The 23,729-nt window shown below is 29.9% G+C and carries 24 protein-coding genes; 5 read left to right on the top strand and 19 right to left on the bottom strand.

The window, feature by feature from the left end:
- Positions 1–88: 88 nt before the first annotated feature.
- The 7 genes from IM744_RS00630 to IM744_RS00600 are packed head-to-tail and all read right to left on the bottom strand — an operon-like array spanning position 89 to position 5,146.
- Positions 89–796 carry an ABC transporter ATP-binding protein gene (locus IM744_RS00630; protein ID WP_194506153.1) on the bottom strand — a complete coding sequence of 236 codons (708 nt, stop codon included), beginning with the start codon at positions 794–796 and terminating at the stop codon, positions 89–91.
- 25 nt (positions 797–821) lie between these two features.
- On the bottom strand, positions 822–2,297 hold the full coding sequence (locus IM744_RS00625; RefSeq protein WP_194506152.1) for a DUF5687 family protein: 1,476 nt from the start codon (positions 2,295–2,297) through the stop codon (positions 822–824).
- A 23-nt stretch (positions 2,298–2,320) separates the two neighbouring features.
- Positions 2,321–2,725 carry a DUF2059 domain-containing protein gene (locus IM744_RS00620; protein ID WP_194506151.1) on the bottom strand — a complete coding sequence of 135 codons (405 nt, stop codon included), beginning with the start codon at positions 2,723–2,725 and terminating at the stop codon, positions 2,321–2,323.
- 57 nt (positions 2,726–2,782) lie between these two features.
- Positions 2,783–3,472: a hypothetical protein gene (locus IM744_RS00615; protein ID WP_194506150.1), complete on the bottom strand. Its 690-nt coding sequence runs from the start codon at positions 3,470–3,472 to the stop codon at positions 2,783–2,785.
- A gap of 21 nt (positions 3,473–3,493) precedes the next feature.
- Positions 3,494–4,162 (bottom strand): hypothetical protein, encoded by a 669-nt coding sequence (locus tag IM744_RS00610; protein WP_194506149.1) that lies wholly within the window; start codon positions 4,160–4,162, stop codon positions 3,494–3,496.
- On the bottom strand, positions 4,149–4,808 hold the full coding sequence (locus IM744_RS00605) for a hypothetical protein (protein WP_194506148.1): 660 nt from the start codon (positions 4,806–4,808) through the stop codon (positions 4,149–4,151). The genes IM744_RS00610 and IM744_RS00605 overlap by 14 nt, the downstream gene beginning before the upstream one ends.
- A complete protein-coding gene (locus IM744_RS00600) occupies positions 4,808–5,146 on the bottom strand; it encodes a PadR family transcriptional regulator (RefSeq protein ID WP_194506147.1) in 339 nt (112 codons plus the stop codon). Before IM744_RS00600 ends, IM744_RS00605 begins: the two co-directional genes overlap by 1 nt.
- Positions 5,147–5,255: 109 nt before the next feature.
- Between IM744_RS00600 and IM744_RS00595 the strand changes: the two genes are divergently transcribed.
- The gene (locus IM744_RS00595) at positions 5,256–6,311 is read left to right on the top strand and encodes a ferredoxin--NADP reductase (RefSeq protein ID WP_194506146.1); all 1,056 of its coding nucleotides are present in this window, start codon (positions 5,256–5,258) and stop codon (positions 6,309–6,311) included.
- A gap of 189 nt (positions 6,312–6,500) precedes the next feature.
- Here IM744_RS00595 and IM744_RS00590 read toward each other — a convergent pair whose 3' ends face one another.
- Complete coding sequence (locus tag IM744_RS00590; protein WP_241738265.1) at positions 6,501–7,520, bottom strand: glycosyltransferase family 9 protein; 1,020 nt, start codon at positions 7,518–7,520, stop codon at positions 6,501–6,503.
- A gap of 86 nt (positions 7,521–7,606) precedes the next feature.
- Complete coding sequence (locus IM744_RS00585; RefSeq protein ID WP_194506145.1) at positions 7,607–8,215, bottom strand: DUF4254 domain-containing protein; 609 nt, start codon at positions 8,213–8,215, stop codon at positions 7,607–7,609.
- A gap of 72 nt (positions 8,216–8,287) precedes the next feature.
- Here IM744_RS00585 and upp point away from each other — a divergent pair, with 72 nt between their 5' ends.
- Complete coding sequence (gene upp / locus IM744_RS00580; protein ID WP_194506144.1) at positions 8,288–8,947, top strand: uracil phosphoribosyltransferase; 660 nt, start codon at positions 8,288–8,290, stop codon at positions 8,945–8,947.
- On the opposite strand, the gene IM744_RS00575 is transcribed toward upp, so the two are convergent.
- A complete protein-coding gene (locus IM744_RS00575; RefSeq protein WP_194506143.1) occupies positions 8,936–9,859 on the bottom strand; it encodes a DUF6427 family protein in 924 nt (307 codons plus the stop codon). The two genes, upp and IM744_RS00575, sit on opposite strands and share 12 nt — an antisense overlap.
- Before the next feature lie 96 nt (positions 9,860–9,955).
- Here IM744_RS00575 and IM744_RS00570 point away from each other — a divergent pair, with 96 nt between their 5' ends.
- Complete coding sequence (locus IM744_RS00570; RefSeq protein ID WP_194506142.1) at positions 9,956–10,183, top strand: DUF6341 family protein; 228 nt, start codon at positions 9,956–9,958, stop codon at positions 10,181–10,183.
- Positions 10,184–10,201: 18 nt separating this feature from the next.
- Here the strand turns inward: IM744_RS00570 and purD are convergent, their stop codons facing one another.
- Positions 10,202–11,476: a phosphoribosylamine--glycine ligase gene (gene purD, locus IM744_RS00565; RefSeq protein WP_194506141.1), complete on the bottom strand. Its 1,275-nt coding sequence runs from the start codon at positions 11,474–11,476 to the stop codon at positions 10,202–10,204.
- Positions 11,477–11,581: 105 nt separating this feature from the next.
- Here purD and IM744_RS00560 point away from each other — a divergent pair, with 105 nt between their 5' ends.
- Together IM744_RS00560 and IM744_RS00555 are read left to right on the top strand one after the other, a co-directional pair.
- Complete coding sequence (locus tag IM744_RS00560; protein ID WP_194506140.1) at positions 11,582–12,901, top strand: phenylacetate--CoA ligase family protein; 1,320 nt, start codon at positions 11,582–11,584, stop codon at positions 12,899–12,901.
- Positions 12,898–14,061 carry a glycosyltransferase family 4 protein gene (locus tag IM744_RS00555; RefSeq protein WP_194506139.1) on the top strand — a complete coding sequence of 388 codons (1,164 nt, stop codon included), beginning with the start codon at positions 12,898–12,900 and terminating at the stop codon, positions 14,059–14,061. The genes IM744_RS00560 and IM744_RS00555 overlap by 4 nt, the downstream gene beginning before the upstream one ends.
- Here IM744_RS00555 and IM744_RS00550 read toward each other — a convergent pair.
- From IM744_RS00550 to IM744_RS00515, 8 genes are all read right to left on the bottom strand, one after another.
- Positions 14,058–15,464 carry an exopolysaccharide biosynthesis polyprenyl glycosylphosphotransferase gene (locus tag IM744_RS00550; RefSeq protein ID WP_194506138.1) on the bottom strand — a complete coding sequence of 469 codons (1,407 nt, stop codon included), beginning with the start codon at positions 15,462–15,464 and terminating at the stop codon, positions 14,058–14,060. The genes IM744_RS00555 and IM744_RS00550 overlap by 4 nt on opposite strands.
- A gap of 4 nt (positions 15,465–15,468) precedes the next feature.
- Positions 15,469–16,452, bottom strand: coding sequence for a UDP-glucuronic acid decarboxylase family protein (locus tag IM744_RS00545; RefSeq protein WP_194506137.1), 984 nt, complete (start codon positions 16,450–16,452; stop codon positions 15,469–15,471).
- Positions 16,453–16,456: 4 nt separating this feature from the next.
- Positions 16,457–17,755, bottom strand: a complete 1,299-nt coding sequence (locus IM744_RS00540) for a UDP-glucose dehydrogenase family protein (protein ID WP_194506136.1) — start codon at positions 17,753–17,755, stop codon at positions 16,457–16,459.
- Positions 17,756–17,771: 16 nt separating this feature from the next.
- Positions 17,772–19,067 carry an undecaprenyl-phosphate glucose phosphotransferase gene (locus IM744_RS00535; protein ID WP_241738264.1) on the bottom strand — a complete coding sequence of 432 codons (1,296 nt, stop codon included), beginning with the start codon at positions 19,065–19,067 and terminating at the stop codon, positions 17,772–17,774.
- Between the two features lie 157 nt (positions 19,068–19,224).
- Positions 19,225–20,355: a glycosyltransferase gene (locus tag IM744_RS00530; RefSeq protein WP_194506134.1), complete on the bottom strand. Its 1,131-nt coding sequence runs from the start codon at positions 20,353–20,355 to the stop codon at positions 19,225–19,227.
- A complete protein-coding gene (locus IM744_RS00525) occupies positions 20,348–21,550 on the bottom strand; it encodes an O-antigen ligase family protein (RefSeq protein ID WP_194506133.1) in 1,203 nt (400 codons plus the stop codon). Before IM744_RS00525 ends, IM744_RS00530 begins: the two co-directional genes overlap by 8 nt.
- Positions 21,547–22,350 (bottom strand): glycosyltransferase, encoded by an 804-nt coding sequence (locus tag IM744_RS00520; protein WP_194506132.1) that lies wholly within the window; start codon positions 22,348–22,350, stop codon positions 21,547–21,549. Before IM744_RS00520 ends, IM744_RS00525 begins: the two co-directional genes overlap by 4 nt.
- Positions 22,337–23,725, bottom strand: a complete 1,389-nt coding sequence (locus IM744_RS00515) for an O-antigen ligase family protein (protein WP_194506131.1) — start codon at positions 23,723–23,725, stop codon at positions 22,337–22,339. The genes IM744_RS00520 and IM744_RS00515 overlap by 14 nt, the downstream gene beginning before the upstream one ends.
- Positions 23,726–23,729: the final 4 nt, after the last annotated feature.

Genomic DNA, 23,729 nt, shown 5'->3' with positions numbered 1-23,729 from the left:
CTATTTTATAATTAGCTCAAACTATTCACTTTTAACAAACCATTAGTATGAGTTGCTTTGTGACTTTGCTCCTTAGCGAGAAAGAGTCTTATACGACCTCAGAACCTGAAAAATGTGCTTCAAGTTCTTTTAAAGTTGCTTCAGTAGTAGCCAAATCTTTTACAACTTCACCTTTTTCTAAAACTACAATACGTTCACAAACGTCTGTAACGTGCAATAAGTCATGACTAGAAACCAAAACGGTAACACCTTGCTTTTCTGCTAAGTCTTTAATAATCCCTTTTAAACGAATTTGAGTAGTTGGATCTAAATTTGCAAATGGTTCATCAAGAATGATCACTTCTGGATTTCCTATTAAAGCTGCAACGATTCCTGCTTTTTTCTGGTTTCCTTTACTTAAATCCCTGAGGTATTTTTTCTGACCTAAAATTTCACCGTGAAAGAAGTCTTCAAACTGAGACACTAATGCGTCCACATCTGCTTTGTTTTGTCCACGTAACTCGCCTATGAAGTAAAAATACTCTTCAGCAGTTAAATAACCAATTAGAAAACTTTCATCAATAAAAGATGATGTGAATGGCTTCCAATCTTCACTTTCATGAACCATTACTCCATTATTTTCAATATATCCTGTCGTTGGCTGAATTAAATCCAACAACAAACTAAAATATGTTGTTTTTCCTGCGCCATTATTACCTACTAATCCAAAACTTTGACCTTTTGGAATCTCAAGGTTTTCAATATGCAATACTGAAACGCCATTATATTTTTTTGATAAGTTTGATGTAATTATCATTAGTGTTATATGTTTTAAATTCTAATTATTTTTTTTCGCTAAATGCTGCAATAGTCTTATACTTTCCTTTTTGGTATACTTGCTCTATTTTGTTTAAGAAAAAGTTTTTAAACACAATACCAATAACTCCAGATAACGCTAACGCTATAATCCCTGCATTAAAACTAATAAAGTGATAAGGTATAAAAAAGATTATTATTGGCAATAGCATTTTTGGTAGTGCTATAAGTAGTTGCGTTGGATTAAAACCATTGGTATTGCTAAAAGCTTTTGCTTTTGTATCTAATTCTATTGGAACTCTGTTTAAAGCACCTCCAAATAAGGTAATAAATGTGTTTAGACCAATATTAAATAATGCACCAGCTGCTATTATTAAATAAATATCCATCCCAAAATATAAGTATGGTGTACTTAATATAAATGCAACAATTACTGCAAAAACCATTAAATACCATTTAGATTCTAAATACTGTCTATACGGAATATTTTGACTCATTAAAAGTTTATAATATTCACTATCCCAAGAAGGCACCAATTGACCAAAACTTAAAAGAAATCCTCCAGTAATAAATATTGAAGCAAAACCTAATAAATAAGGCATCTCTTCAATGTACACTTTTTGAGTAAAAAAGAATAAACCATAGAATAAAAAGAAAAATGACATGAGGACCACTTGTTTTGGTCTTGCATTACGCGTAATCATTTTTATATCATTTTTTAGAAAAGGAGCAACACTTCCAAAACGATCCATCCATGATAAATCGGTTGCATTAACTTCTTTTATTTTCTTTGAAACTGCTCCATCTAAATAAAATCCTTTTCTGATAAAATCAAAATTCGCCTTATAAAATCCTATCATTGTTAATAATGGAATAATTGCTAAATAAGGTTGGTTAAATAATCCATTAAAGATTTTTCCAACTGGTTCTGTTACATCAAAAATGTTAAAATATCTCAATGCTACAATTGCAATCACCATAGATGCAATACCATAAAAAACGGTATTACTTTTATTGATTAAAAAATTTAAAAAGTTAATTGACATGGTAATACACATTAAAGCGAAAAACCATAAGATTACATTAACTACTGGGTAACCTTGAAATAATAATACAATAGAAAAAGGAAGAAATATTAAAACTGAAATAAAATTAAAAAACGAAAACGCTGTTTTTCCTAATAAATAATGAATTACAGAATTTCTCTTTATAGGTATAATCATCAATGGCTTAATGTTCATTACAGGCAGTTGCTGCATAAAATATCGAAGCATTAACTCAAATAATATCCAATAAACTAAATAATTATTTACCATTACTAATGGATCTATTTCTGGGAACGTTTTTTTAAGAATAAAAAACATTCCAGCACCAAGCATAAGTGCTGCACCTCCAAAATAGATAACTCCAAAAAATAATAGGATTTTAATAGCGATTCCTTTTTGAAAATAAGAAGCTCTTCTAAATTGTTTCCACTCTAAACTTAAAAAACGTTTAATCATAATTTTTGATTGATTGAATTTTACTAATTAGCGTATTTACCAGCAATTTGTGATAATTCCATTCCCCAGGTTTGACCAATAGCCATTCCAGATTGCACCAATTGGGTTTGTTTTGAAGCTAATTTTTTTCCTAAATCAGTTTTGTAAAACACCACCAATTCGTTGATGTCTTCTTCTGTAAATTCTTTCATATATACATCTGCTAATTTGCTGTATAAATCATCTAAAGTCCCATTAGCTTCTTTAGTATATGCTTCTTTTTTATCTGCAGGAACCATTGCTCCTATTTGAGAAATAGCATTATTAAAAGCATCGGCAGTTCCTGTTAGTTGAATAAACTCGATAGTTTGTGTTTTAAATTCTGAATTGTCTTGTGCTTGAATAGTAAGTGTACAGATAAAAGCGATAGCAAATAATAGTTTTTTCATGGTTTTTGTTATTTAATTTATTATTCTAAAATATTAGTAGTTGATAATCTTATTTTGTTACAAACTAAATTCTGGATAGGTGTCATTAAGGAGTTCTTCTGCTTTATTCGGAAGGAGTTCGAAGCTTATGTACATCCAAAGAATTATTAAGGTTGAACATGTAGACACAATGATTATCATGCTAATTGATAATGATGAAGCATCTAAAAATCTATGCAATGAAGGAAGTTGAGACATTAATAATAAACCAGAAACACCAGCTTGTTTAAATATAATCTCTTCTAGCATCCATTTCTTTTTTGAAATCTTTTTTCTGCGTTTAAATTGTCTATTTAATTGTATGCTCTTATAGAAGCTCCAAATAGTGATTATGCTATAAACAGTAATTAAAACATAGGATACAAAATTAAAAGAAAGTGCTACATATAAACCCAAACATATAGATAGTGTTATTATTAACTTCGGAAATGTAAACCATTCTTTAAATTCTTGCCATAAGTATTTATTATATCGCTTACCCATTGCTTTTTGACGTTTGCTTGCAACATCCATAAACCCGAAAATCCCAAACTTTTTAAAAGCCATATCGCGAGCCTCTATGTAAGACAATTTTGGCTGTTCAATCCAAATAGTTTCAATATCATTAGCTAAATGATCTACAAGTTCGGTTTGTAAATCATAATGTTCTACAAAATGTTGTCTTGTAAAAGCGTAGAGGTCTTCTATTTGAGTTTCTTTAATTTTCATTGTTAAATAAGCACTTAAAAATTAAGCGAATTGGTTTATTATTTTTAATGTTTTAAAATGAGCTTTAAACAACTCTCTTCCCATTAAAGAGATAAAAACAGATAATATGATAAACCCTAAAGAGATAAAATTAATTGACCCTTCTTTTAATAAAAAAGTATCTGTTATCATAAACGGAAAAAAGCAAAACACAACAACTTGACGATAGTACAAGAAACTAAATGATGTTTTTACTTTTGACCTGTACATTAAAATAGCCCAGTAACTTAAGATCAATGTATTGACTGCTGCGAATACATAAATAGCAATAAGTAAGCTTTCTTTGTAATCATTTAAATTCATTTTAAAAAAACCATTATCTAGTACATAAAGTAAAACAGTTATTAAAACCGTACTCATTAAAACCTTTAAAATCAATGGTTTTAAAGTATTAGTTAATTTTGAAATAATGATTTTTGGCCTTACATAAGCTGCTCCTAACCATAGACTAGACGTTTCTAAGAAACTGCTTTTCCATTTAACTATCGTTTTATCAAATGCGTCATCAAATGAAATTTTATTGGTTTCCATTTCGCTCTCAATATCAGAGATCATATGATCTAAAATTTCAAGTTTTAAATCAGCATATTTAACTTGCTTTCTAATGAGGTAATTATCTATAATTTGTATTTGGTCTTTATTCAATTTCATAGTTAAATTTATAATTGTTACGATATTGATTGATAATCTTTAACGTGATTTTTATAATTAGTAAACTTAAAGTCATAATAATGGACATAACAACTGCTACAATATAAAAGTTGCTTTTACTTTGAATATACACACCTGAGAAAGAACTGATAAAATTAAAAAACTGAAAGCAAATCATGTATAAAAATGCCAATCGCTCAATACCAGAAAACCGAGGTAGTTTAAACATATTTAAAGCAATAACATATACTATACAAAATGGCACAATAGACAGTATTGGAAATAATGACATATAATCTCTTAAATTTTCAACCTCTATAGTAGATAACCATTTAAAACTGATAAAAAAAGTTAATCCAAAGACAAGTAATGTTGGCAACTTAAGTGTTTCTACCATTAATCGTTTTAGAATAGATTTATCTGCTCCTCTAATAAACTGTTTGTTACTTTCTAATAATATGGCTTTATTACTTAGCATGTAATCTTTGAAAGTCTCATAGAATGTTGTGTGTTCTGAGTCCATGAGTTGTTCAATTTCCGAAGCAACATGATCTGTCATTTCCATACGGATATCTGCGTAAAAAATATCTGAGTTTTCCAGATAGTTTTCTATAAACTGTATGTCTTCTTTTTCTAACTTAACCATTACTCTACAATTAATTTAGGGTTCACCAAAACCTGCATCGTTTTGATATACTCCTGTAATTCTTGTAATTTGCTAACGGTTTCTTTATTGCCCTTTTCGGTTAGTTTATAATATTTTCTAAGTCTATTATCTACTTTTTTTACCTCAACCTCCAACAATCCTTCTGCTTCTAATTTATGAAGTGCAGGATATAAAGCGCCTTCAGTAATTTTTAATTCACCTTTGGTAAGCGCTTTAACTTTTTGTGTAATTTCATAACCATACATTTTATCGCTTTCATTTAAAAGCTTTAAAATAATAGTGACTAAACTGCCTTTATATAATTTAGAATTTGCCATAATCAAATATACATAATATTCTTATGTATAAAAGTCTTATGTATTATTTTTTTTCTCTAAATAAATGACAAAGTGTTTTAGCTTCATTATTTTTACAAAAAAATAAACCATGTCACAATTTCATAAGCTTTCTATAAAAGAAATTAATAAAACAACCGAAAACGCGGTTACTATAAGTTTTGACGTTCCGACGGAATTAAAAAACACATTTCAATTTAAAGCAGGACAATACATCACTTTAAAAACAAATCTTAACGGAAACGAAGTAAGAAGAGATTATTCTCTATGTTCGTCTCCAAAAAGTGGCGAACTTAAAGTTGCTGTAAAAGAAGTTGAAGATGGTACATTCTCTGCTTATGCCAATACACAATTGAGTGTTGGTAATGTCTTAGATGTTGCACCTCCAAAAGGTCGTTTTGTGTTTGAACCTAATGATTCTAAAACTAAAAATATTGGATTATTTGCTGCAGGAAGTGGTATCACTCCAATTTTGAGCATTATTAAATGTGCTTTAGAGGAAGAAGTTCTAAGTAAAGTAATACTTGTTTATGGCAATAAAACGACAAAGGACACTATGTTTTTAAATGAGTTGTTAGAATTACAACATCAATATAGCGCCCGTTTTTCTATTCAATTTGTGTTTAGTCAAGCAGATGAAGATGACGCTATTTTTGGACGTATTGAAAAAAGCACAGTAAACTACGTTATGAAAAATAAGCACAAACATATTGATGTTGATGCTTATTATCTTTGTGGTCCTGAAGCGATGATTCATACTGTTAAAGATGTATTGACAGGACATGGCACCAAAGAAGACCGTATTCATTATGAGCTTTTTAAAGCTGCAAAACCTGCTGTCGTTAATGATACAGCAGCTGCAAGCGGAAAAACAAAAATAACTGTTCTCGTAGATGATGAAACTTTTACGTTTGAAATGTCTCAAAAGCAAACCATTTTAGAAGCTGCCTTAGATGAAGATATTGATGCACCTTACTCTTGTCAAGGTGGAATTTGCAGCAGTTGTATTGCTAAAATCACAGAAGGCGAAGCTATCATGAGACAAAATAATATTTTAACAGATGGTGAATTGGCTGAAGGCTTAATATTAACCTGTCAAGCACAACCTATAACACCAACAATTAAAGTTGATTATGATGATGTATAATTACACGTCGTCTGACTTATTTGGTTTTAATCCCTAAAAACGAACACTTTGTCGAATAAATAAAATTTATTACTTCGTAAGTTTGATAGCTAATTTTAATCAAAATACTTTCGTTCTAGATTAGAATTTAATCGTAGGGATTATCTAAAAATTCTAAATCATGCCTCGTTCTTCTGGAACGAGGCTTTTTTATTTTAAAGCTGTATTTATTTTTGAAATAATGATATTTGGAGAAATAGAACGCATTGCATTTTCATAGCCTTCTGGAAACTTGTTACCATAAATCGAAGTCGGTATTTTAGGATATTGATCTCTATCTACTAAAATTGCAGAATCTATACTTTGATTAAACGGTAAAAATCCTGCATAAGGATGTGTAACTCCCCAAACCGTAATCACTTTTACACCTAACATAGCTGCCATGTGTGCGTTACCAGAATCCATAGCAAGCATGAGGTCCAAGTTGGATATGATGTCTAATTCTTCACTTAGAGAAAATTGTCCTGCAAGATTAATGACGTTCTCAAATTGATTGGCAATGTTCTCTAACGCCTTTTTCTCATCGTTGCCAGCGCCAAATAATAATACTTTACAATTTTTTGAAAGCGCTTCAATAACAGTTGTCATTAAGTTTAAAGGGTACATTTTACCTTCAAAGGCTGCAAAAGGCGCAATACCAACCCAAGGTTTTGAATCACTACCAATAACTTGTATGTATTTCTCTTTTAGATTTTCTTTCTTCGGAAAAGTAGGTTGACTCAAATCTATTGGATACCCTAACTTTTCAAAAACATCTGCATAGCGTTGATGTGTGGTTTTTAGTTGCTTGAATGATTGTCCGTTAACCAAAATCTTTTTTTCATCACGCCCTTTATCTATTTGTACGACACGCTTTCCGAAGAGAAAAAACTTTAAAATCTTACTTCTTAAAACATTGTGTAAATCTGCAACTGCTTCTATGTCTAAAGATTTAAGTTCTTTTGATAATTTATAGAGCCCTAAAACACCTTTATGCTTGTCTTTTAAATCTACAGAAACAATAGTAGTATTGGGAAGATTCCTGAAAAAAGGTGTGAAAAATGGTCTTGTTAAAACCGTAAGTTTCACCTCTGGATATTGATTTGTAAATGCTCGCAAAACAGGAATAGTCATAGCCACGTCACCCATTGCAGAGAGCCGAATTACTAGGATGTGTTTTGGTTTTGGCATGTTAAAGACCTTTTAGTCTTTTGATTTTAAAAAAAGAAAAAAGCACCTTATCTTAAAAAGAAAAGGTGCTCAATTTTGAAATCTATTTATTTCTGTGAACGCAATACAGGATTAAGTTCATCGTCGTTATACATTTTCATCTGCTTATAAACTTTCATGTACTTATCACCTTTACTTATATCTTCTAAAAGCGTGTCTATTGCTGTAGATAAATCTACACGTTGATCTAACAATACATTTAACTTTGTTTGACATGCAGCTCTATGAGCATCAGTAGCATCTGTTCTAGTTGCTTCTTCGTTCATGTGGTACACTTTAAGTGCTAAAATTGATAATCTATCAATTCCCCAAGCAGGACTTTCAGTATTTATAGTTGCATTTGGTTTTGTTGGTACATCCTTATATTTTTCAAGAAAATAACTATCAATATACTCTACCATATCTGTTCTATCTTGGTTAGAAGCATCGATTTGACGTTTCAATTTTAAAGCAGCAACAGGATCTATTTGTGGGTCACGAATGATATCTTCATAGTGCCATTGTACAGTATCAATCCAACATTTTCTGTATAATAAATGTTCTAATAAATTAGTGTCTTTATTATAAATATTAGTAAATGGTTGATCTACTGTATTGATGACATGATATTTTGCTATAACGTCCTGAAATATTTTATTAGCTTTTTCTGAAAACATATTGTGAAATTTTAGACTACAAATATATGGGTATTTATTAACTTTAGCATTCATAAAATTGAACACTCAGCTATGCACATTCATAATCTATCACAAGAAGATTCTATCTTAAATTCTTTTATTTCAGAAATTAGAGACGTCAATATCCAAACAGATCGTATGCGTTTTAGACGAAACATTGAACGTATAGGTGAGGTTTTGTGCTATGAAATGAGCAAGACTTTAGATTTTAAACCTAAAACGATCACAACACCTTTAGGAAAAAGTGAGACAAAACTTATTAATGAAGACATCGTGTTGTGTTCTATATTAAGAGCAGGTGTACCTCTTCATAACGGACTCCTAAACTACTTTGATGAAGCAGAAAATGCATTCATATCTGCATACAGACATCATAAAGAAAACCCAGAGACCTTTGAGATTATTGTAGAGTATTTGGCTTGTCCCAGCCTTGAAGGCAAAACACTTATTCTTGCAGATCCTATGTTGGCAACTGGTCAATCTATGGTTGCTACTTTTGAAGCATTAAAACCTTTTGGAACACCAAAAAGCATACATTTAGTGAGCGTTATTGGCGCTCAAGATGGTGTTGATTTTGTGAATAATCACTTCGGAAAAGATACACATCTATGGATTGCTACTGTAGATAAATCTTTAAGCAAAGAAGGATACATTGTACCTGGTTTGGGTGATGCAGGTGATTTAGCCTTCGGAAAAAAACTACAACATTAATAAAACTATTGGTGTTAGAACCAAAATCCAAAGTAGTGTTTCCTTGAACCATTTTTCTGAAATGACTTCTAAATAATTAGTCATAATAATAGATAATGGAGCAAGTATGAAAATAAACTCACTACCATTTTTTGAAGGTGCTATTGCAATAATTGCCAATCCTATTATAGCTGATAATACAACCAACTTAAAAGATGGTCTATAACTCTTCATTTGAGATTTTATGTTTTTTATGTAGTAAACTAATGACCACAATCCAAATGATAATAATAGTGTTGAGCCTATTATGATTCGCTTGGAATTTAAAGGACTAAAATCCATGCTATAATCAAATAATCCTCCTACATAGTCAACTATATCTTTATCTAAAAAAATAAAATAAGATATTGTAATTACAGCTACAGATGCTATTCCCACAATTGGAATTAAATAATTCTTTACATCTGTCATAACATAGACTAATAAAGCAGCAAAAATCAATATAAAAAACAATGCAGACCAAAAGTAAAAAAGCGTTGCAATAGCAATCCAAAATGATGCATCAAAAAGCTTCTTTTTAATTTCTTTTTGAGACCTCAGACTTATTAAGCGCCTTAAAGCTAAAAGAATAAAAAAGTTAGCAAATAATAGATTAGCGTTTAATGTTGTTTGCGGTAAAATAGCAAAGTACAACACAAAGAGAAGAATGTTATAACTGTTCTTTTTTGTCAAACTATTTCGAGTCACAAAGAAATCAAAAATAAAAACTGAAGACAGAGCAATAATGAACAAACCTATTTGTTCTGCAAAATTAATCATGTTGAATTCCGTAGAAAACATTTTAAATCTACCTAAAACAAAAACCAACAATAATATGACACTAACAACGATGTAGTGAATTGGTTTTGATTTGCTGAAAAAATTTGAAATCATTGCAATAGTTTAAAATGAAAAAAATACGTAATTTTGTGCTGTAAATATATGATTATACCAACGAAGCTTAATAAGAGTTTCTTAAAATATAACTAAATGAAAGACTTTTTTTACGCTGTACAAGATTTTTTTGTAAATGTTTTATTTGCTCCTTTTGATGCACTTAGAGCACTAGAATTAGAAAGCTGGTGGACAGCAAACTTATTATCATGGATTTTTATACTCATTGGTATTGTAGCTATGGTATACTGGATGTTACAATTAAAAGAGCATAGTAAAAACAATGAGGAAGATAAAAGCGTTACTTCTCATTCTTATTTGTAAAACTCCTTTAATAATAAATTAGTTTAAATCGAAACCAATATCTTTTCGATAATTCATCTTATCAAAATGTAGTTTATCTATATTTTGATAAGATTTTTTTATGGCTTCTTGGTATGTATTACCATAAGATGTGATTGCCATAACACGTCCTCCTGAAGTTACAATTTTATCATCTTTTAAGATTGCTCCAGCATGAAAAGCAATAGAACCTTCTACATTTTCTAATCCTGTAATTTCTTTTCCTTTCTCATAAGCCTCAGGATAACCACCAGACACTAACATTATTGTAGTTGCAGCTCTTTCATCTATTTCAATATCTATCTCGTTAAGACGTTCTTCTGCAATAGCCTTCAATATTTCTACAAAATCGTTTTTCACTCTAGGTAATACAACTTCTGTTTCTGGATCTCCCATTCTTACATTGTACTCAATCACTTTAGGATCATCACCTACTTTGATTAAACCAATAAACACGAATCCTTTATAAGGTAAATTGTCTTTTTGCAAACCAGAAATTGTAGGTTTTACAACACGTTCTTCAATTTTATTTAAGAATTCTTCTGTCGCAAAAGGTACTGGAGAGACTGCTCCCATACCACCTGTATTTAATCCGGTATCACCTTCTCCAATACGTTTATAATCTTTTGCAGTTGGTAAAATTTTATAGTTCTTCCCATCGGTTAATACAAAACAGCTCAATTCTATTCCGTCGAGAAATTCTTCGATGACCACTTTAGAACTTGCTGCTCCAAACTTAGCGTCAACAAGCATACTTTTGAGTTCTGCTTTAGCTTCATTTAAATCATTGAGTATTAAAACACCTTTTCCTGCTGCTAAACCATCTGCTTTTAAAACATATGGCGGATTTAGAGTTTCTAGAAACTTATATCCATCTTCTACATTATTGGCATTAAAACTTTGGTAAGCAGCAGTTGGAATGTTATGTCTAAACAAAAATTCTTTTGCAAATTCCTTACTCCCTTCTAACTCTGCAGCTGCTTTTTGAGGGCCAATGATAGCAACATGTTTTAATTGCTCATCATTTAAAAAGAAATCATGAATACCCTGTACTAATGGGTCTTCTGGACCTACAACAACCATATCAATTTTATGCTCAATAACTAGGGATTTGATAGCACCAAAATCGGTTACCTTTATATCAACATTAGTTGCTATTTGTGCTGTACCAGAGTTTCCTGGTGCAACAAAAATTTTATCGCATAATGGACTTTGAGCAATTTTCCATGCAAATGTGTGCTCTCTACCTCCAGAACCTAGAATTAAAATAGTCATGTTTTCAATTTGTTTGCGTAAAAATAATCGTTTTTACGCGTTTCGAAGTTTCTAAACAAGACTTTTTTTCTTTACTTTACATCCAATACAAACCTTATCAATTTTTTGAACCTTTTCGATTTTTCTTTACGATTAAATGGCTACCCTTTGGATAAGGCTAAAAAGGAATTGGTCCATATTCAGCAAAAAAATGATATTGATTATAAAATATTTTTAGATGATAAGCTTCATGCTATTGTAAATTATCACCTAAAGAATAACCCATACTATAAATCATTAGCTCCAAAAGCAGATTCAAATCAATGGTCGTCTATACCTGTGATGACTAAAAAAGATTTACAACAACCACTTGAAGAGCGATTGTCAAAAGGTTTTACAGCTAAAAATGTTTATGTAAATAAAACTTCTGGATCTTCTGGAGATCCGTTTGTGTTTGCTAAAGACAAGTTTAGCCATGCTATGACTTGGGCTGTCATTCAAAACAGATTTGGTTGGTATGGATTAGATTTTAACACGTCACGACAGGCTCGTTTTTATGGAATTCCGTTAGATAAAAAAGGATATTATAAAGAACGGTTTAAGGACAGTTTGAGTAAACGTTACAGGTTTTCGGTATTTGATTTAAGTGATGCTGCTTTTAAGGCACATTTACTAAAATTTAAAACCACTAAGTTTGATTACATCAATGGTTACACGAGTTCTATCGTCCAATTTGCAAAATTTCTAGAGAGACAATCTATTTGCTTAACCTCTATTTGCCCAACATTAAAAGCTTGTATTGTTACTTCGGAAATGTTATTTGATAAGGATAAAAAGCTAATGGAACAACAATTTGGAGTACCCGTAATTAACGAATATGGTGCTTCTGAATTAGACTTAATCGCATTTCAAAACATTAATAATGAATGGCAACTCAATAGCGAAACATTATATATTGAGATATTAGATGAGAATGATAATATCTTACCTCATGAAGAAGAAGGGCGTATAGTAATCACTTCATTGTACAACAAAGCACATCCTTTTATAAGATATGATATTGGTGATATTGGAGTACTTTCTAAAAGGAGCACTTTAAAAAAACCATTATTAAAAACATTAATTGGTAGAACTAATGATATTGCTGTTTTACCTAGCGGAAAAAAAGCTGCAGGTCTTACATTCTATTACATTACCAAAAGTATTATTGAAGATGATGGTAATGTAAAAGAGTTTATTATTGAACAATTAGAGAAACACCTATTTAAGGTCATTTATGTGAGTGAAGAGACACTTTCTGAAGAAAAAAAGAATACCATTGCTCAGGAAATGGAACGCTATCTAGAACAAGGATTGACTATAACTTTTGAAAAACAATCGACATTAAAACGCTCTAAAAGCGGAAAACTAAAACAATTTACATCACACGTTAATTTAGATTCATGAAAAAAGAGGTCTTAATTATTACAAGTTATTTTCCTCCAGAAATTGGAGCTGCTTCCAACCGTATTTTTCAGTTAGCAAATGGCTTGCAACAAAATGATTTTAATGTTTCTGTTTTAACGCCTTTACCTAATTATCCTACCGGTAAAATTTTTGACGGTTATAAGGTTAAATTCAGGCATGTTTCCGAAGAAAAAAACATTACTATTCATCGCCTTTGGATTTATGCAAGCAATTCAAAAAACAAGTTATTACGTTTAATCGCTATGTTATCGTATAGTTGTAGTTTGATTTGGTTTTTCATGTGGAATAAAATCCCTAAGACTGTTATTGTGCAATCTCCACCACTTTTAGTCGCCTTTACTTCTATGTTTTTTCTTCGGAATAAAAAACGAAACCTCATCTTAAATGTTAGTGATCTCTGGCCTATAGCTGGATTAGAGTTAGGCGCATTAAAAAAGAATTTTAGTTATAAAATGCTAGAAAAAATCGAACGCTTTAATTACAAAAATGCAAACTTAATTTTAGGTCAAAGCGAAGAGATTTTAACTCATGTGATTTCTATGTTTCCAAATAAAAAGACATTTTTATACCGAAACTATCCCGATTTTCAACCTCCACAACTTCAACAAGTAACTTCTAGCGGTAAGTTAAAAATAGTTTACGCAGGTCTTTTAGGGATTGCTCAAGGCATTTATAAATTATGTACTGCGTTAGATTATTCTACTATTGAATTACATATTTATGGATCTGGAGCTGAGCAATCACTAATTGAAGATTTTGTATATCAACACCCTGAACTTCCTATTTTTTTTCATGGTCGAGTCACAAGAGATGAACTTCATCCTCTATTATTAAAATATGATATAGCCATTATACCACTACTAAATAGAATTTATGGCAGTGTGCCTTCAAAGATTTTTGAATACGCTCGTTTAGGTATGCCAATGCTTTATTTTGGAGGTGGTGAGGGTGAAAATGTTATAGAAAACAACAATTTAGGGTGGATAGCTACTTCTGGTGACTATGGTGATTTAAACAGAGTAATTTCTAACATTAAAATGGAGTCTTTAACGTTAGAAAGAAGACAAAACATACAAGATGTTGCTGTAGATAATTTCAATTTCAAGAAGCAATTAGAATTATTAAAAGCTATTATTTAATAAGCTTTATCATCTCCTTTAATAAAATTTACAATGGTTTTAAATATGATTTTAATGTCTAAAAGTATTGACCAATTCTCAATATAGAAAATGTCGTACTTTATTCGGTTAATAATATCTTTATCTAATTTTATTTCTCCTCTATAGCCTTTAATTTGTGCTAAACCTGTGATACCCGGTTTTACATTATGTCTAAAAATAAAGTTGTATTTATTAATTTTTTTTGAGTAATCATCTGTATATGAAAGCATGTGTGGTCTTGGGCCAACAACACTCATATCTCCCTTAAGCACATTGATAAATTGAGGAAGTTCGTCTAAACTTGTTTTTCGCAAGAATTTCCCGATGGCAGTCACTCTTTTATCATCTTTTTTCACATAAGTACCTTTTACTTCCTTAGTTGTTTTAAGTGATCTAAACTTATAACAATAAAACTCTTTATAATTAATACCTGTTCGTTTATGCTTATAAAACAAAGGGCCTTTAGACTCTAATTTTATAAGAATAAATAGTATCACAGATAACCAAGAGAGAACAAAAATGATAATAAACAATGAAAAAATAATATCAAAACTTCTTTTAAGAAACTTATTTAATTCATTATTTAAAGCTACTTCCTGGATGGATAATACTGGTACATAATTGTAAAAATCGATTTTTAATCTTTTTGTAAAAAGCTTGTTAGAATTTGGAATAAATTTGATGTTACAGTGGTTTAAATTTGCATATCTAACGTACTCATTAATTTGCTTCTCTGTCAATTCATCTATGGCGCAATAAATCTCATCAACTCTATTATTACCTTCTAAAAAGGAAAAACTATCCTTAATGGTTCCATCATTATTTATAGCTTCATTATTAAATACTCCAATTATTTTATAACCTAATTCTTTTTTATCAAGGAATATTTTTTTGAGTTGCTTAACGCTATCTCCTTTACCAATAACAACAATATTTCTTAAATTTCCTTTTAGATATACTCTTACCGATTTTAAAACATAATAGCTTAAAAGTTTAATTAAAGCGATTGCTCCAAAAGCATAGACTAAGTATTTTATAGTATCAATAGCTTGAATATTAATACTCCTAAAAACACCTACAAAAGCAAAAGTGATAAATCCATAAACAAAAAATTGTCTAAAAATTAGCGATATAATATTTAATAAAGAGGTATACCTATATACTTTATAAAATTTGAGAAAGTATGTAGAGACTAACCATAGTATTACAGAGTAAATAAAATAAAGTAAGTATTTATTGTTAAAAATTTTTAAGGAAAAGAAACGTAAGTTTTCATCGTTAAAATTCAATAAATAGTATGCGAAAATATTCAATACGAACAAGTCGTAGGTAATAAGTATGGGCCTTAAAATCCATGAATATCTTCCACGTTTAAACTCCATTAAATTATTTTATATAATCAGTGAAGTCTTTGTGTTCACTTTTATGCAAATCTTCTTTAGTTAAGTTTTTAAAGTATTCAAACGTTATTTTCATTCCTTCTTCTCTTTGCACTTTAGGTTCCCAACCCAACAGTTTTCTCGCCAATGAGATGTCTGGCTGACGTTGCATTGGATCATTCACAGGAAGATCCTTATAAATCACTTTTTGAGTGGTATTTGTTAATTTGATTATTTCTTCAGCAAAATCACTAATTGATATTTCGTGAGGATTACCAATATTGACAGGGTAAACATAATCGCTTAACAATAATCTATATATCCCTTCAACTTGGTCATCAATATAACAAAATGAGCGTGTTTGAGAACCATCTCCAAAGATGGTTAAATCTTCTCCTCTTAAGGCTTGTCCCATAAAAGCAGGAATTACTCGCCCATCGTTTAATCTCATTCTTGGGCCATAAGTATTAAAAATACGAACGATTCTAGTCTCTACTCCATGAAACCTATGATAAGCCATTGTTATTGACTCTTGAAACCTTTTAGCTTCATCATAAACACCTCTTGGGCCAATAGTGTTCACATTCCCATAATAATCTTCTGTTTGAGGATGAACTAATGGGTCTCCATAAATTTCGGATGTAGATGCTATTAACATTCTAGCATTTTTTTCTTTTGCTACTCCCAATAAGTTATGAGTACCTAATGAACCAACTTTAAGTGTTTGTATAGGGATTTTTAAATAGTCTATTGGACTTGCTGGTGATGCAAAATGAAGGATGTAATCCAACTCTCCATCTATACTAATAAAATTAGTCACATCATGTTCTATAAATTCAAAATTTGAGTGGTTCATCAAATGCTTCACATTTTTTGAATCACCAGTTATGAAATTATCCATACCTATGACTTTGTAACCTTCTTTTATAAATCGATCACAAAGATGAGACCCTAAAAAACCAGCTGCTCCAGTAATTAATACTTTTTTCATAATACTATCTTCCTATTGAACTATAAAATTTAACTTCTTTGTGTATTTCATTCAGTTCATAAAGATTTCTTCCATCAAAAATGACAGTTTCTTTCATTCTATCTCTGACTTTATTATAATTAGGTGTTCTAAAAATGCTCCATTCTGTACATATCACTAGTGCATCAACTCCATCAAGTGCACTATACATATCATCAACAAATTTTATTTTAGAACCTAATTGCCTTTCTACATTTGGCATTGCCTCAGGATCAAAAGCGGTAATATTGACTCCTTCTTTTAAAAGTTCATTTATGACGAATAATGCTGGTGCTTCTCTAATATCATCGGTTTCAGGCTTGAATGCCAGTCCCCAAATAGCAATATTTTTCCCTTTTAGGTTATTATTAAAATAGTTTTTTATTTTTGGGATTAATATAGTTTTTTGAGTTGTGTTAGTTTCAATGACAGCATTTAAAATTTTAAAGTCGTAATTTAAATCCAAACCAGATTTTTGTAATGCTTTAACATCTTTAGGAAAGCAAGATCCTCCATAACCAATTCCTGGAAAAAGGAATCGTTTACCTATTCTAGAATCTGTACCCATTCCTATTCTTACTTTATCCACATCAGCACCTACTTTTTCACAAAAATTAGCAATTTCATTCATGAATGTAATTTTTGTAGCCAAGAATGAATTTGCTGCATATTTAGTTAACTCAGCAGATTTTTCATCCATAACTATAATCGGGTTTCCAGATCTCACATAAGGTTGATAGAGCTTCTTCATTAATTGAATTGCACGATCAGATTCTGTTCCAATAACAATTCTCTCAGGTTTTAAAAAATCATCAACAGCAAATCCTTCTCTTAAAAATTCAGGGTTTGATACCACATCAAAATCTACAGATGTGTTTTTTGCAATAGCTTCTCTTACTTTTTCTGAGGTCCCAACTGGAACTGTACTTTTGTCAACAATTACTTTATAATCTTTAATCAATTTACCGATATCATCTGCAACACCTAAAATATATTTTAAATCTGCAGAACCATCTTCTCCTTCAGGTGTTGGAAGTGCTAAAAAGATGATGTCTCCATGATTTAATCCCTCTTCTAACGATGTTGTGAATCGCAATCTATTAGCTTTGATATTTCGTTCAAATATTACATCTAAATGAGGTTCATAAATAGGAACTTCACCATTTTTCATCTTCTCAACCTTGCTTTCATCGATGTCAACACAGATGACTTCATTACCTGTTTCTGCCAAACATGTTCCGGTTACTAACCCTACATAACCTGTGCCAATCACTGATACTCTCATTCTTTATTTTGTATTATTAATATGCTTTTTCTTCTCCTTTTAGTACGTTCGAAATAGTTTTAATGATTATTTTAAAGTCTAAGGTCCAAGACCAATTTTCGACATAAAAAATATCATATTTAACTCTATTCTGCATATCCATATCTGTTTCTATATTACCCCTGTAACCACTAACTTGTGCTAATCCTGTTATTCCAGGTTTTACTGTATGACGAACCATAAACTTATTAATCTTGTTTTTGTAATCATTAGTATGACTTAATAATAAAGGTCTAGGACCTACAACAGACATACTTCCAAACAATACATTAAAAAATTGAGGCAATTCGTCAATACTTGTTCGTCTAATAAACTTACCCATTTTAGTAATTCTCATGTCATTTTTTGCTGCTTGAACTGAGTCAGAATCTTTATTAGCCATCATAGACCTAAATTTATAACATGCGAAAAGATTAAAATCTGCACCATATCGTAATTGTTTAAAAAACACTGGCCCTTTTGATTCTAGCCTTATCAATAAAGCAATTAACGGTGTAAACCATGATAATATACCAATAATTACCAAAAGAGAAAAGATAATATCAAATGCTCTTTTTGTAAACTTGTTGATACCTGTTTTAAGTGGTATTTCACTTAAAGAAAGTATTGGTATTATATTATAATTCTCAAACTTAAGTTTTTTTGAAAAAATATACTTGTTGTCTGGAATAAATTTTAATGTCTTTAAGTTATTATCTGCAAAAAAAATAAGTTTAGTTATTTGATCATTAGTTAATTCTTTTATTGAACAGTAAATTTCATCTATGTTTTTTTCTAGCACATAATCAAAACTTTCACTTATACTCCCAAGCTTATTGTTTTCATTTTTGTCTGTAAAAAACCCCGAGTACTTATACCCATAACTTGGCTCATTATTAAAGAACAACTCTAATCTTTTAGTAGAGCTATTTTTTCCTAAAATAACAACTCTATTGTAGTCTCCTCCTATTACTACTCTATATTTTCTAAAAAGACTGTGTAATACAATTCTCCAAAGGTTGAAAATAATAAGTAGAAGTACATAAAACAGAAAAATAACCTTAAAATCAATAAAGGCTCCTTTGATGTAATAATACGTGAATATAAGGAGCGTAAAAACTGAAATTTGTTTAGACAGTAAAGAAATAATCCTAATTATTGTAGTGAATCTATACACCTTATAGAACGAAAAGAAAAAAGACAGGCAAATCCAAAATAAACCAAAGAAAAATAAATCTAGCAGCGAATTAGATAAAAGGGTATACGATACTGCCAAAATTATGAATAAATCCATAATAAATAACACTGGTCTTATCCATTTGGAGTAGCGTTTATTATATATCATTTCTTTTCTAAAATTTAAGAAAGGTCAAAGATAATTTTTTATCTCAAAAATAGAAGTAAATACCTTAAAACTATTAGCATACTGTGGTTATGGAATTTGTAGCAGTTTAGCAAAAATCTAAATATATTTGCTCTAAGTTCTTAATGTTATTCTCTAAATTAAACTTGTTTTGAAATAATTGTAATGCGTTTTTTTCAAACTTGTCTTTTAAAGTATCAGAATTGTATAAGGTAATAACTCTATTAGCAAATGTCTCTACATCTTCTTGACCTACCAAATAACCATTATAATCATCTATAATCAAATCTTTATTACCATCGCAATTAGTTGCAACTGTAGCTTTAGACAAGGACAAGCCCTCTATTATAGCATACGGTAACCCCTCATATCTTGCGGTTGAAAGGTAAAATTTCGAACCAGAGACTATGTGAAAAATTCTCTCGCGCTCTGTCCACTCAATCAACGTTGTGTTTGCTTCTAATTTATACTTCTTTATAAGACTTTTAACGCTCTCTGTATTGGGACTTACAACACCAATACCCATAATGACCAAATGAATATCGGGTATTTCATCTTTTACATTCCTTAAAACCTCGATCATCATTTCAATATTCTTTTGATAGGAAGGTCTACCTACAGTACATATATAATTCTCTGGAAGATTATAATTAGAAATGTCACTAAATTCTGGGTTGAGCTTTATTGGAGCAATACAGTTATCAAATAATAAAGTCTCTTCTTTTTTGTACTTGATTTCTTTAATTCCTCTTTCTAATTCAGAATTAGAAGAAGCCAATAAAACTGAATTTTTACTTTTAACAAGTCTTTCTATTAAAACATAAATTTTACGTTTTAAAGGGCTCTCTGCGCTTAAAAAAGAATATGCTTGTGGCGTATGAAAAACTGTTATAGACTTAAAAAGCTTGCCTAAAATATTACCAATCACACCACCTTTGGCACTGTGTGCATGAATTAAATCTGGTTTTTCTTGGAAGATTATCTTTCTAGCTTGAAATATCGATTTGATATCTTTAATTGGACTGATATCTCTTTCAATTGGTAAAAAATATTCTTTTAACCGATTATTAGAACTATCGTAAAAGTTTGAATTGTCTTTTTTGCCATGAATAATGATGCTTTCAAATTTTGAAGCGTCTATATTATCTAAAATCATTCTCAAAGATGTATCAACACCACCAATTGAATGAAGAATATGAACTATTTTTTTTCTACTCATCTAGTATATTATCTTCTGAATTTTTTACTGTTAAAACTACTAGAACTAACGCGAACAAATATACACCTATTTGACGATGTAAGAAATTCTCAACTAGACCAAATAAGACTAAGACTATTAGAATGTTTAATTGATTGATATCTCTCTTATTTTTATGAATAAGCCAATAAATTAATAGTAATAAAAAGCATAAACCAAAAATCCCTTTGCTTAATAATAAATCTAAATATTGATTGTGTGTATTAAAACGTGTTTCGAGAAAGTATTTCAAGCGTTTTTCTTTAGAAATAGAATTGATGTAGCAATCATTTAGACGCTGTTGTGTTTGATAAAAACCGTCTCCTAAAAATAATTCATGATTGGAACTAGCAACATTAGAAAAGCCACATTTCCATATTACAAATCTAGGCTCCCACTCTCTTATTTTATGTAATAAGTCTTTTTGTTTATCTACATACATAAATCGTTTAGCAAGGTTATCATTTAAAAAGAACATAGCTACGATTACACAAAGTCCTAAGCCTAAAGCTATAAGTGTTTTTTTAACATTAGTATGATGAAGAATCTTAAGGAAACAAATGACCAAACTTGTTAAGATAGCCATTCGAGATGCAACCAGTAATATCATGAATACACTAAATAAAATGCTTACAATAAAACCTCTTTTAAGTATTTTGCTTGATTTTGACCAAAGCCTTAAAGAAAAAGCAATACTTAAACAATTGATAAAGCCAAAATATAACCGCTCTATAAACAAGATTTCATTAATTTTCTCACCAGATGCTATTTCAAAACCTCCAACTTCCCATACGTAAAGACCTATGTTGAAAATTGAAATAAGGTTTCCTAATGCTACTGATAGTATAAATAACAAAAGCACATTTGTGTGTCTTTGAATTGGGATAGACAATATTATTACTGCTATAAGTATTAACAGTTTTTTTAAAATATTAAAATCATCTGAAAACGTTCCAAAAACTAACGATGTTAAGCCAATAAACAATGTGAATACAATTGCTATTAAATACGTTTTATTTGAAATAAGTTTGTGCTTAAAGCTTTTTTCAACAAATGGAAGTAACACAAATAAGACTCCCATTAATATATTGGGGACTATTCTTATATTATCTTCAAACGGAATGGTAAATACCAATGCGTAGAATAAATAGTGATATACTTTTTCTATTACTTTCAACTTAATTTGAACCTTTTCTTTATTGCTGTAGTAAAGCTTCTTGATACAAATAGTAATGCAGTGTTTCTAATTAGCCCATATATTGGATAAAGGCCAAAATAGAAATTATCAAAAATCACTCTAATTCTATTAAATACTTGGAGTCTTCTTTTCTTAGTTGAAATAGAATTGGGATCCGATATATAATCCATAAGTACTTCAGGATAATTTTCTGACTTAAACTTTTTTATAACTTTAAAAAAGAACGCATAGTCTTGAGATGCTCTTTTATATTTCAACGGGTAATTACCAACTGTATTTATAATTTCAGAATAAAATATAACAGATGGGTTTAAAAACATACTATTTAAGTACATTTTTTTCTTGATACTTTCATAGTCTGTTGGGTGCTTGAGTTCGTGTAAAAATTCCCCATGATTATCTATGACATTTGCCCAAGTTCCTAATAATTTAACATCTTTATTTTTATCCAAATAATTTAATTGTTTTAGGCATTTATCCTTCATAAAAAGATCTCCACAATCAAATCGACCAATTAATTCATAGCCCTTTTTTAATGCCAATGCTAAACCCAAGTTTGCAGCAATACCTACACCACTATTTTGATCTAAATATTCAAAATGAATTTGTCCTAATTTATAAATTTGATTGAGTAATTGCTCGTTTGGTTTAGAGTTACTTCCATCATCAACAACAATAACATCAACATTAATTTGTTCATCTATTGAAGTTATTGATTCTTCTAAACCTTTTGGATTATTATAATGTGCCATTACAATAACAAGTCTACTTTGCTCCATTAATTTTATTCTGTTGTTGTTTTATTCCCATAATGATTGCAAGGCATAACCAAAAACCATATATTCTAAAGGTATCTGCTTTTAGCCAATTAAATACAAAACCTACCATAGAAATTGTTATAATAAGTGCAATTATGGTTTCGTCATTTTGCCTTCTAAATGTTTTATTATAACACCATAATAAAATACTGCTGATAAATATAATTAAAATTAAAAAACCAATAATTCCTGTTTCAGCTAAAATTCTTAAATATAAATTAAAACCAGGAGGAAAAGGTGCGTGGTCTTCATTTAAATGTTTTCTTCTAAACTCCCAATTATTTTCAGTAGCCCATTTAGGGTATTTTTCTTTAGATTCAAATGCTTGAAGACCATAGCCTGTGCCAACAACAGGGTTTTCTAGAAAAACCTCGAACATAGCAGCTTGTATCCCAAATCGAGTTTTATTTGATGTAGAATGTATATCATCATCAATTTTAAAGGATGCAAATTCATCATAAACATATTCTACTGTCGTTCTCATGAAAAATATAAAAAAAGCAGAACCTGTGAACACAGATATGAGAAATATTTTAACAAATAACTTATTAAATTTTTTATCCTTCATTAAATAAAGTGCAAATACAAAAGCCTGAACAATTATTATAAAAAATACTGCTCTAGATTCTGATAAAAAAGAAAAAAGTATAACAAATAACCCTGGCAAAAAACGCTTAAAACCCTTATTAGTAAGAATATAACTAAACATCCAACCAGAAATACTCAGTAAGTAAGTAGCTAAGGCAGGAGGCTCAAATGTCACAGAAGAAATTCTATGAGTCCATTTATCAATATTTACAGAGGTGAAAGGGAAATAGTCAAAGAGATATAATGTCTCAATTAAATTATTCATTTGAAACTTAAGAATCATAAATTCAATACTGCCATAAATAACAACAACGATTAATGAATAAAGAAATGTTTTTCTAATTTTATAAATAATAGTTTTCAATTCATATTTTACTAGAATATTATAAAATGTTATTAATAAGACTAATGATGAAATAACTAATGACAGAAATTGTCTTAAAAAACGTGAAACGCCTGAAGTATGTTTAAAATAATAATTAAATAAGTCATAACTATTAAATACTATTGAAAACACAAACCATATTAAGAGTACTAATAATAAATGGAAAATTGGATCCCTTAAAGGGAGTTTGATTTTTCCTGAAAAAAAAACTAATACTGATGAAAGTAAAAAAAATAACACACAAGAATCTCTACTGTATTCTCCTAAAAAGCTATAACCTTCAAATGAATTAAAAGGAATAAAAAATATTCCTAATAAAAACACCAAGACTGTTATGCTTTTTAAATCGGTTGTAAATTTCATTTTA

The sequence above is a fragment of the Psychroserpens luteus genome, assembly GCF_015319355.1.
Classification (GTDB): Bacteria; Bacteroidota; Bacteroidia; order Flavobacteriales; family Flavobacteriaceae; genus Psychroserpens; species Psychroserpens luteus.
The sequence above is the reverse complement of the archived record's forward strand: the minus strand, read 5'-3'. Positions and strand labels throughout refer to the sequence as shown.